Origin of the sequence: Moorena sp. SIO2C4 (assembly GCF_010672485.1) — a bacterium.
In the GTDB taxonomy this organism is placed as follows: Bacteria; Cyanobacteriota; Cyanobacteriia; order Cyanobacteriales; family Coleofasciculaceae; genus Moorena; species Moorena producens.
The window spans coordinates 1-11271 of record NZ_JAAHGN010000120.1 but is presented as its reverse complement, the minus strand read 5'-3'; the positions used below and the strand labels follow the sequence as shown (position 1 = coordinate 11271).

General features: G+C 43.3%; 11 protein-coding genes. 7 read left to right on the top strand and 4 right to left on the bottom strand.

Annotation, left to right across the window (positions count from 1 at the left end; translation table 11 throughout):
• Positions 1-411: thiamine pyrophosphate-binding protein (locus F6K20_RS09200; protein WP_502708825.1), on the bottom strand; the 411-nt coding region annotated here is incomplete at its 3' end.
• Positions 412-570: 159 nt separating this feature from the next.
• On the opposite strand from F6K20_RS09200, the gene F6K20_RS09195 reads away from it, so the two are divergent.
• A complete protein-coding gene (locus F6K20_RS09195) occupies positions 571-717 on the top strand; it encodes a hypothetical protein (protein WP_154659688.1) in 147 nt (48 codons plus the stop codon).
• A 592-nt stretch (positions 718-1309) separates the two neighbouring features.
• On the opposite strand, the gene F6K20_RS09190 is transcribed toward F6K20_RS09195, so the two are convergent.
• Complete coding sequence (locus F6K20_RS09190; RefSeq protein ID WP_287247621.1) at positions 1310-2677, bottom strand: NAD-dependent succinate-semialdehyde dehydrogenase; 1368 nt, start codon at positions 2675-2677, stop codon at positions 1310-1312.
• A 792-nt stretch (positions 2678-3469) separates the two neighbouring features.
• Between F6K20_RS09190 and F6K20_RS09185 the strand changes: the two genes are divergently transcribed.
• From F6K20_RS09185 to F6K20_RS09175, 3 genes are all read left to right on the top strand, one after another.
• Positions 3470-5077: an adenylate/guanylate cyclase domain-containing protein gene (locus F6K20_RS09185; protein ID WP_287247619.1), complete on the top strand. Its 1608-nt coding sequence runs from the start codon at positions 3470-3472 to the stop codon at positions 5075-5077.
• Between the two features lie 62 nt (positions 5078-5139).
• A complete protein-coding gene (locus F6K20_RS09180) occupies positions 5140-5301 on the top strand; it encodes a restriction endonuclease (RefSeq protein ID WP_287294488.1) in 162 nt (53 codons plus the stop codon).
• 218 nt (positions 5302-5519) lie between these two features.
• Positions 5520-6791 (top strand): serine/threonine protein kinase, encoded by a 1272-nt coding sequence (locus tag F6K20_RS09175; RefSeq protein WP_044492365.1) that lies wholly within the window; start codon positions 5520-5522, stop codon positions 6789-6791.
• 161 nt (positions 6792-6952) lie between these two features.
• On the opposite strand, the gene F6K20_RS09170 is transcribed toward F6K20_RS09175, so the two are convergent.
• Positions 6953-7855 (bottom strand): Tll0287-like domain-containing protein, encoded by a 903-nt coding sequence (locus F6K20_RS09170; RefSeq protein ID WP_008180375.1) that lies wholly within the window; start codon positions 7853-7855, stop codon positions 6953-6955.
• 60 nt (positions 7856-7915) lie between these two features.
• Between F6K20_RS09170 and F6K20_RS09165 the strand changes: the two genes are divergently transcribed.
• From F6K20_RS09165 to hetR, 3 genes are all read left to right on the top strand, one after another.
• Positions 7916-8779 carry a phosphate/phosphite/phosphonate ABC transporter substrate-binding protein gene (locus F6K20_RS09165; RefSeq protein WP_287247616.1) on the top strand — a complete coding sequence of 288 codons (864 nt, stop codon included), beginning with the start codon at positions 7916-7918 and terminating at the stop codon, positions 8777-8779.
• 474 nt (positions 8780-9253) lie between these two features.
• Positions 9254-9499: a hypothetical protein gene (locus F6K20_RS09160; protein WP_008186642.1), complete on the top strand. Its 246-nt coding sequence runs from the start codon at positions 9254-9256 to the stop codon at positions 9497-9499.
• A 295-nt stretch (positions 9500-9794) separates the two neighbouring features.
• On the top strand, positions 9795-10694 hold the full coding sequence (hetR, locus tag F6K20_RS09155) for a heterocyst differentiation master regulator HetR (protein ID WP_287247612.1): 900 nt from the start codon (positions 9795-9797) through the stop codon (positions 10692-10694).
• A 190-nt stretch (positions 10695-10884) separates the two neighbouring features.
• Here the strand turns inward: hetR and F6K20_RS09150 are convergent.
• Positions 10885-11271, bottom strand: a 387-nt coding sequence (locus tag F6K20_RS09150) for a DUF92 domain-containing protein (protein WP_287294485.1), incomplete at its 5' end; no start/stop codon positions are given.

Genomic DNA, 11271 nt, shown 5'->3' with positions numbered 1-11271 from the left:
TGTCGTATCAGGGCGGACAATTTGCCGGTTCCACTTAGTCACTGGAGCAAACATTGCCACCAAATCCAAGTACTGGTGGGACTCAATATGCATCCGGTCTGTTCCCACCTGACCAGTTATCGCTACTAGAGGTGCTCCATCCAAATTGGCATCAGCAACCCCAGTCATTAAGTTAGTTGCCCCTGGACCAAGGGTAGACAGGCAAACTCCAGCCTTTCCTGTCAGCCGTCCGTAAACGTCTGCCATAAAGGCTGCTCCCTGTTCATGACGAGTGGTAATAAATTGAATTGAAGAATGTCTAAGAGCTTCTAGAACATGGAGATTTTCTTCTCCAGGTAGTCCAAAAACGTACTCGACTCCTTCGTTTTCTAAGCAATTTACCAATAGTTCAGCGGTATTCATGTCACCCATATCTAATCATCCCTGGTATATATAGTTTTGGTATCAAAATAATCTTTGATTGTAAAAATTCCTGTTTAGATTTCTTTTGAGATTCCTTTTTAGCTTTTTCTATTAGCCTTCGTCCATATTTGTTATTAGTTCATGACAAGCGATGCAGAGGTGCGACCCGTGGCGAATTTAATTCGCCAACGGAAAGCGCACCTAAGCGGTCTTGGGGGTTTCCCCCATGAGCGACTGCATCAAGACAAGGATTTAGCATTTGAGATCCGGTGCATCCCAATTTTTCAGAAGTCAGTAGGGATCGAGCAATGTTAAAGCAGCCTTTGATAAGCTTTTGATAACTATCAAAGAACGGGAATACTGAGTTGTATAGCCATTCTGGCTTCTATCCGGGGAACTTTAATAAAAGTTAACAGTCAAAAATTGATGTAAAAAAGTTAAAAATGTTACATAAAAACTTCCTATTTTCCCCTTCACCAGCACCACAGGGACGGATACACAGATAGCCTCACCAACAAGGTTAATTTTAAGAATAGTGCTGAGTCCTGAGTCCTGAGTCAGAAAATCCGTCAGTAGTAACTATCACTGTTCAGGATTCAAATAGAATTGCTATAGGCTAATGGTTTTAGGCTAATGGTATTAGGCTAATGGTTGTAAGCATTCAGCAGTCAGCCGTCAGCTGTCAGCTTATTTTATTCAAAAGTACCTCAAGTAGCGTGGCACAGGCTTCGACGCTGGGACTTGACCCATAAGCACGGCTGATAGCACCTCAAGTAGCACCATCTGTAGCGCATAGACTGTTCGCGTAGCGTGGCCGTAGGCCTTTAGCTGTTCGCGTAGCGTGGCCGTAGGCCTTTAGCTGATAGCTGAATGCTTACTAATGGTTTTAGCCTAATACCTAGGATTTTTACTTCACCCAAACAGTTTTGATGTTTACGAACTCATGTATCCCTTGAATGCTTAGTTCTCGCCCATAGCCAGAACGTTTGATGCCACCGAAGGGTAAACGGGGGTCGGATTTGACTAAGCCATTGATAAACACTGCTCCAGCTTCAAGTTCATCAATCAGCCTGGGGATTTGCTCCTCATTGGTTGTCCAGGCACTAGCTCCTAATCCAAATACTGTGGAATTGGCAAGCTTAATAGCAGCATCAATATCCGGAACTCTAAACAATAGGGCAACAGGGCCAAAAAATTCTTCGTTATCAGCTGGAGTGCCTGGTGGGAAGTCAGTTAGAATTGTGGGGGGGTAGAAGTTACCAGCGCGATCGCTTAAAGGATGGCCACCGATAAGAACCTTTGCCCCTTGTTCAATGCAGGCTTGTACCTGTTGGTCTAAGTCTCTAAGAATACCAGGGGTTGCCAATGGGCCAATATCGGTATCTTCCGCCATGGGATCTCCCACTTTCAAGGCTTGGAATTTGTCCAGTAGGCGTTGCTGAAAGTCCTCGGCTACTGCGTCCACCACAATAAACCGTTTCGCTGCAATACATGATTGACCGTTATTGAGCATCCTAGCAGTCACACCCGTGGTAGCTGCTGCTTCTAAATCGGCACTTTCTAGGACAATAAACGGGTCACTTCCCCCTAGTTCCAGGACAGTTTTCTTGATTTGTGTCCCAGCCGCTGCGGCTAAAGCTGCTCCTGCTAGCTCACTACCAGTTAGGGTGGCAGCTTTGACCCGTGGATCCTGAATTACTGCCTCTACTTGGTCAGCACCAATCAGTAAGGTCCCAAACACCCCTTCGGGAAATCCTGCTTCAACAAAGATTTGCTCAAGGGCTAAGGCGCATTGAGGCACATTAGAGGCGTGTTTTAGCAACCCCACATTTCCCGCCATCAATGCTGGAGCAGCAAAACGGAAGACTTGCCAAAATGGAAAATTCCAGGGCATGACTGCTAGAATTACTCCTAGAGGTTGGTAGCGCACAAAGCTTTGGGTGGCATCGGTATAGGCTGGGACATCTGCTAGGAATTCAGCTGCGTGTTCAGCGTAGTACCGACAAACCAAAGCACATTTTTGCGCTTCTGCGATCGCACTTTTGAGGGGTTTTCCCATCTCCGTGGTCATCAGCGTGCCGAATTTGACTCGATCCCGCTCTACAATCTCCGCCGCTGCGTTTAGCCACTCTGCTCTTTGCTCCATTGATGTTTGGCAGTATTGCTCAAACGCCTCTTGGGCAACTGCTAGCTTGGTCGCAATCGACGACGGACTCTCTGGCTCAAAGGTTTTGATGGTTTCCCCGGTTGCTGGGTTAACTGTAGCGATCCCCATGGCTTCCTCCTCCCCCCAATGGGGATAGTACTTCCAATTCTTTGATTATAACTAAGTATTTTCACTATGACTTATTTTTGCCAAAATGGCTTAATAGTTTGATATACTTTTAAAAATCGTCAACCCATTGCCCTATAAACTACCAGTCAAGCAAGTGTTAACCTAATATCAAGTTTTATCCTACTACCACGAAATTTATCTCACCAGTTTTTAAAACAGTTATCAACCAAATTCTAGGGATTAGAGCTTAGGGGTTAGGGATTAGACATTAGGCATTTAGGGGTTAGGGATTAGGCATTTAGGGTAATGGTGTTAGGGATTAGAGATTAGGGGTTAGGGATTAGGCATTAGGCATTAGGTAAAATACAAGCAGTTGACAGCCTCAGTGCTTGACGCGGAGCTAGGAAACTAGGTCAGACCACAAATTCTAGGTATTAGGTGTTAGGTATTAGTTACAACAGGGGCATTTGATAACCTCCTTGCTAAATAGGCTTGTCAGAACCCCCTTAGCCATTAAACCTAGTCCTAAGTAGTCGGACACAATTAAAGTTAACTGTGAGGACTTCGGAGCAGGTAGCTAAGGCCGTGGGCTACGCTTTTGGGCTTTGCCCGACGCTGCGCGAACGCGAACGGAGCAGGGAGCTTCGGAGCAGTAAGGGTTTGAGTCTAAGTAATATTTCTTAATACAGTGATCAAAATTTATGTCCGACTACTTAGAACCTTAAATTAGTAGTTTGATAATTTAGTCGATTATACTTAACTGAGATAAGAACTAATGACGAGAGCTAGATTGTGCCGTATTTAATTGCTAAATCAGAGCCGAATAACCAAGAAAGTTATAAATTGAGCAGTGGAGCCAATACCATAGGACGGGAAATAAATAATAGTATTACCGTAATCCATAAAAGTCTTTCCCGCCATCATGCTCAGGTTACAATCACGAATGATCGGGTTATCCTAAAAGACTTAGGTAGCCTAAATCACACGTTTGTTAATGACGCCAAAATTGACCAGTGTGAACTCAAAGACGGAGACTTAATACGTCTGGGCAGTGTAATCTTTGAATTTGTGAGTGATGATGGCAGAATCACCCCAAATATCTTGAAGGATAATGATTCCAACTTTTCGATTGTCAGCAGGTTATCCCCAGAACAAACCCGTGTCGAAATTCAGGAATTACTGCACCATGACAGTTTAACTTATAAAGGCTCAGCCCTGAAGCTGCGAGAGCAAGAGACAGGTCAACGCTCAGTAGACAAGTTAAAAATCTTATTGGAGGTGAGTAAGCAACTTTCCTCTCCCGATGAGCCTGATCACTTGTTGAGAAAAATTCTTGACCTGCTGTTCGAGATTATGAATGTAGACCGGGCAATCATCCTCATGGTTAATCAAGACACGGGAATGCTAGAGGAAAAAGCTGTCAACTCCCGAACAGGCATACCCACCCATGAGCGATTTTATAGCAAACGAATTACCAATTTCGTACACCAGAAGGGGGATGGGGTTTTAATTGCTGATGCTGCCATTGACCAACGATTCAGTAATTCCCAGTCAGTGCTCCAGCAAGAAATCCATGCCTCCATGTGTGTACCTCTAAAACCGAGAGAGGAAGTGATTGGGGTATTGTATGCGGATAATCTCTCTAGAGCCAATATTTATTCTCAAGAAGACTTGGAGTTTTTGACGGCTCTAGCTAACCAAGCTGCGATCGCAATTGACAATGCTCAACTTTACCAGAAGATGCAGGAAGAAGCAGTAATGCGGAGTAAATTTGAGCTTTTCTTTCCGGAAGCTGTGAGTAAAAAGCTCAAGGAAGAAGGCCACTTAGAAATTATAGATACCGAAGTAACCGCCCTGTTTGCCGACATCAGTAAATTTACCCAAATGTCCTCTCGGATGAAGCCACGCCAAGTGATTGAGATGCTCAATGAATACTTCCAGGTGATGGTAGAGGATATTGTGTTTAAATACGAAGGCACTTTAGAAAAATATATTGGGGATGCCTTACTGGCTGTGTGGGGAGCCCCCTATTGCCAACCGGACGATGCTGACCGAGCCGTCCAAGCTGCGATCGCAATGCAACGAGCAGTTATTCACCTAAATCAGGATTGGTTCCAGCGGCGCAATTTAGAGATTGAAATCCACATTGGACTAAATACTGGCAAAGTAGCAGCAGGTAATATCGGTTCACACAAGCTGATTCAATACGCTACTATCGGTGACACTACCAATGTTACTAGCCGCATCTGTAGTGCCGCTCAGGAGGGAGAAATTCTAATTTCCCAAAGCACCTTCGACAAGCTGAGGGATAAAACTCTACCGTTGGAAAAAATGTCCCCGGTTAAGGTTAAAGGTAAAGACCAGCCCCTGCAACTGTATCGCCTACAGTGGGATACTTAATTCCGGGGAAGCTATAAAAGTTAAAGGTTACAGGTTGAAGGTTACAGGTTGAAGGTTACAGGTTGAAGGTTACAGGTTACAGGTTACAGGTTACAGGTTACAGGTTACAGGTTACAGGTTACAGGTTACAGGTGATTAAACCTTCAACCAAACAACCTTCAACCTTCAATCTTCAACCAAACAACCTTCAACCTTCAACCTTCAACCTTCAACCAAACAACTAAACAACCATCTCCTCAGGTTGGAAACCTAAAATCCAAATAGCCCTTTAAAATATCATGTGTAAAACTTGTTGTGACATGGTGGGTGCATAAATTGCCACGGCTGACCAGATAAGTAAATATAGATACCTAGCAAAAATTGACTGTTGCTAGAACTCTATTGACTTTATGCCTAAGTCCTGTACCTGCTCCTACCTTCCTCCTGTACCAGCGTGCTTCTGATGAGTCTGTGCATTAATCCCAACTGCTCAAATCCCCGCAACCCTGACAGTAAACTATTCTGTCAGAGTTGTAATTCTGAGTTGTTGCTGGAAGGGCGCTATCGAGTGATCAGTCAACTGGGAAATGGCGGTTTTGGCAAAACCTATGAAATTGTTGATCGTCAAGGCAACCCTAGAGTTCTGAAAGTTCTCATTAAGAATAGTCCCAAGTATATTGAACTATTCCAAAGAGAAGCCGAAGTCCTCGGCCGACTAGAGAATAGTGGCATTCCCAAAGTAGAACCTGATGCCTACTTCACAGTCTACCCCAGAAACAGCGACGAGCCAGTTCATTGTCTGGTGATGGAAAAGATTGAAGGATTGAATCTAAAGCAATACATCCAAAAGCGGGGTGCTCCCATTGACCAGAAAATTGCCATTCGGTGGCTGATCCAGCTAGCTACCATCTTACAGGCAGTACACAGTCATAACTTTTTCCATCGGGATATCAAGCCCTCTAACATTATGCTCAGGACAGATGGACAACTGGTGTTAATTGACTTTGGCACTGCCCGGGAAATTACAGGTACCTTTGTGACCAAAAAAGCCACTGGTATGGTAACAGGGGTAGTTTCCGCAGGGTATACACCACTAGAGCAGCTTAACGGTCAGGCAGTCCCCCAATCAGACTTTTTTGCTTTGGGGCGCACCTTTGTTTATCTACTCACTGGTCAAGACCCGAGTAAATTTTATGAATCCTATAATGATGAGTTAAGCTGGCGCGACAGTGTTCCGAATATTTTGCCACAACTGGCAGATTTCCTCGACTATCTGATGGCTCGTTTACCCAATCAGCGTCCCCAAACTGCTGAAGAAATTTATCAGCAGTTAGTAGATATTAACAATGCGTTGTATCCCACCAAGATACCTTTCCATACCAAAACTAGCCAAGCCTCCAAAGAAACAAAAAGCCATAAGTCAAGAATCAGTAATGGTTCTTCCCCAAGACGGCCAGCCAGTACAACTCAACCCTGGGTTGGTCCTACAGCACTGCCAATTTCTTCTGCCCCTAATCGGAATAGTAATTTACTAGACCCCAATTTTGTAGCTCTTTGCCAACAGGAACTCGCTGAGTTAATTGGCCCGATGGCTACCATTGTCTGCCAGCGTACTCTTGTCCAGCATCCTAACTCTTCCGCCCAAGAATTTGTAAAAGCTTTATCTCAACAAATTCCCAATCAAAAATATGCCCAAGACTTTCAACGGCGTTTAATGTCATCGGGTCAGTTATAGCGCTACGCGCAAGTCAGAAGTGAGAAGTCAGAAGTCAGAAGTAAGCTATGACTAAGTTTCGGAGATTAGGACATTCCTAATCTCAATGGGTAGTGCTATATAAGTAATACTTAGTAATCCTTCAGGCATCAGTTGAGCAAGCAATTAGTAATTTTGGATTACTAATTAGTTTCTGAATTCAGCATATTCATCGCCATTTCTAAACTAACTTTCATCCGATTCAGAGATTTGGCGAGTATACCAATTTCATCATCTGAATCATGGTCAAATTCTCCAGCCATATTGCCAGTACTAACTTCCTTAGCTAATTGAGCCATCTGCTTAAGAGGTTTGGTCACCGATACCTTTAGGAAACGATTAATCAGCAAGATTGCTACCAGGAAAAAACCAGTAATAATCCCAATCACCAATACCTGTAACTGCTTAGCAGAATTAAAGATTTTAAACGCTGGAACTGATACAATTTTGGCACCAACAATTTCATCGAACTTCCAACCAAAACCATGCTCATCACCGTAGGTAGCAATTTGGCTAGCAGGGGCGGCTTCAGGAGTACTGTGGCATCGTAAACAGCTTTTTTCAGAAACAGCGAGAGGACGGGCAACATAAAAAATTTTTCCACTAGGAAGGGAGCGAAAACCGGTTTTTTCTGTTAGCTCTGGCTGCTGTCGAAAACTCTCCACGATTTCAGTCTCGAAACTATCAGCTTTATCTCTGAGGTTAGTTGGATTAAGGGTCGCTTCTTTATAGAAAAAATCACGATATTGCTCACGTTTACGTAAATTTTCAAAAACTTCCCGAGCTGAATAAGCAGGTACTGTTTGGGGTAAAAATCTGTCTTCATTTTCTAATCGATCAGCTAATTCTGGATTCACTTGATTATTGGTATACTCCCGCACCGAACCCATGGTTTCGATCAGAATTAGGGCTTGGTCAGTTACGACTTTTTCCCCATAGCCTTCTAAAAGTTGAGACAAAACCAAGCCACCAGTCAGTACAAGTCCTATAAAAATGGATAGCAATAGTAAGTTTAGCTTGATTCCTAAATTAAGTTTTTTTAACATTAGCCATCTCCCATAGTATCATTAGTGCCACAGCTGTTTTAGTTCTTAAGGTAATTAATTATGTTTTCCCGCCGTCTATTCTTGTTGAATCTTATATTGATTTTCACAGCTTGTAACTCACCCGATACTCCTATGCTAGGGAAATTAAGTATTGGGATCGTAAGTTACGGGGAAAGCGATCGCTTTATAGAGCCATACTCAAAGTTAATCGAATATCTTGGTGCTCGACTTAAGATGATTATAGAATTAGAACCGATTTACAACGAGCGCAGAGCACTAACTTTGATTAAGCAGAGCAAGTTGTCTATAGTATTTGCTCCTCCTGGTTTAGCAGCCATCGCCATTGCTGAGGCACAGTACATACCAGTGCTACCTCTCGAAGGAGTCAAAAAGTCACGCTCAGTGATCGTAGTAAAACTCGAAAGCCCCATCCAAGACTTGACTGAACTAGCGGGTAAAGTCATTGCTTTAGGTCAACCTGGTTCTGCCACAGGATATTATCTGCCCATCTACAATCTCTACGGTCTGACCCTAGCGGAAGTGCGTTTTGCCCCCACACCAAAACAAGTCTTAGAGTGGATTGCCTCTGAGGAGGTAGTCGCTGGAGCTTTGTCTTTAGAAGAGTTGCAACGCTACCGCCTAGACTTTAGTCAGACTAGGTTCCGGATTTTATATATAGATTCTCATAAAATTCCAAGTGGTTCTATCCTGATCGGACCAACAGTCGAGAGAAATCTACAACAGGAGATCCACAAGGCACTAGAATCTGCCTCCAGCAGCATGGCAGCATCAGTAGGATACATCCCCAATGCTAAAGCACCTGATTATGATTACTTAATTGATGTGGTTCAGAAGGTTAGACCGATTGCCGAACGGATTCAAGAAAAACCTGCTCCTTTATACAGCCTTCCATTTGAGTTGTAAAACTTCCAAACAAGGGGAGAGACCGGCAGTAGCGGAAGAGAATCGATTATATTACCATTGGGGATTTTTAACAAATAATTTAGGATTGCTACATAAGCCGTTGGCAATGTGAATGGTTGCTAGGTAATCCCCTTTGCCTACTTAGCAAGTTTGCAGTTATTTAAAGACCCATAATCACCAGGATTACCTATCCTTATTTTTATTCAAAGTAATTGCAATTATAATTTTTTAAATAACATTCATGGCGGTAAATAAATAAATTGTTAACATGAGATAAATCCTTCTCATATAAGGATTACAGTCGCTAAACTTACACAAGTTCGTCAAAACTTTTTTTTTTAAATAAAGAATTTCACGAGGTATTTACAATAACGGTATTTTTTTAAAAATTTCATTATAGTTTATATTTTTCCCTGAACCATATGCGAGCCATCCGTATCAGTAATTAGAGGAACATTTATACGGATATAGGCTATGCGAATTTACACTACTCTTGCTTTAATTACTGTTTTAACCATCTGGTTTGGGGTTAATTTACCGATGATTGCCCATGGCTCAAATGCACCACTAAACTATAGTAATGATTGTCCCAGTGTAGTAGAGCAAACAGGACAAATTTTTTCTTATGGAAGAAAAGAAAACCACAAATTTGTCTCATCACCAGTAATTCCGACTACCCTGATCGCCCATCGTGGTAGCGGACGTGTGTCTCTTGTGTGAGAGTCAACTGACTGGATTCCGTTTGATGGCATATCTGGCTGCATTTCAATCCCACTGTTGGGTACGAGTAGCGGGCTACAGTGGGAAAGTGCTAATTCAATATAGTGTACTTGTAGTTGGCTTATTTTATATAATATATTGGAATAAGACATGATTAGGGTGCCTCTTAATTGGTCAATTTTCTGCCAAGCAACCTCAGCTCGCTTTCTTCGATGACAGTGAGTTAGTTCTAGTGTGGAAAAATGAAACTAAATAAGCTTGATAACCAACGGAAGTAGATGTGATTGCCCCTAAGATGATCAACCAATCCGATCTGATCAAAACCCTAAGCCCCAGTGCAATGGATCAGATCATGCTATACCTGGCTTTCAGCGCCCTGCGGACGAGTGGACACCGACATGGGGCGTTTTTAGATGCAGCAGCAACCGCTGCCAAATGTGCCATTTACATGACCTATCTGGAGCAAGATGGCAATATCCGCATGACTGGGCATTTGCATCACATTGAGCCAAAGCGGGTAAAGGTCATTGTTGAGGAAGTTCGACAAGCGTTAACAGAAGGGAAACTGCTCAAGATGTTGGGGTCTCAGGAACCTCGCTATCTGATTCAGTTTCCCTATGTCTGGATGGAACACTATCCCTGGCAACCAGGGCAATCTCGGATCAATGGCACCAGCCTTGACCTGGAAGAAAAGCGCAATCTTGAGATTAAGCTGCCAGATCACCTGCCGGATGCCCAGATCATCAATTCCTTACAATTCTTTGAATTAATAGAATTTCTCCACCGGAGATCCCAAGAAGACTTACCACCAGAGCGACGTCTGCCATTGAGTGAAGCTCTAGCTGAACACATCAAGCGTCGCTTAACCTATTCAGGAACTGTCACCAGAATCGATCACACCGGTGGCTTACCCTACTACGCTCTAACCAATGCATATTACTCGCCAGTAGATGACAAAGCCCGCACCTACACCATGATTGACGAAACAGCGCGATACTTCCGGTTAATGAGAAACTGGGCAGAGCGTCAGCCGCAAGTCATGCGAGGGTTGGAGGAACTAGATATCCCGCCAGAGAAAATCAATCAGGCCATGGAAGAGTTAGATGAAATTATCCGCCAGTGGGCAGATAGGTATCACCGCGATGATGGTGAACCAATGGTTCTACAGATGGTCTTTGGACCAAAATCTGAATAAAGTATGAAGTATGAAGTATGAAGTATAAAGTGGGAACTCGGAAGTCGGAAGTCTAACGCTATCTCAATTTATTAGATTGATTAGTTGCTTAGCAAGTTGTATGTTTTCATCCTTCATCCTTAATACTTCACGATTAACACTTCATGCTTCGCAATTAACACTTCATACTTCATGCTTCATGCTTCATGCTTCATACCTGGCTGATCCAGTGCCATGCTAGAGCTAACAGCACAACAGCGATCGCACCAATAATCGTATTAATAATATTCACGACTTCATTGGTCAACCATTCTAATTTAGATTGTAGTGTCGCACCAATTACACTCTCCAGATTGGTGGCGATGAAGGCAGCAATAACACAGAAAAATACTCCTGTCAAGTTAACCAAACCAACGCCCCAACCCACAAATGCGATCGCAGCTGAAGCAATTACTCCAGCTAGGGTTCCCTCAAGACTTACAGCTCCTTCTGTTCCCCGGGCTACTGGCTGTAAGGTAGTAATCAGGAAAGTCCGTTTGCCGTAAGCCTTACCCACCTCACTGGCAGTGGTATCGGACAGCTTAGTAGCAAAACTAGA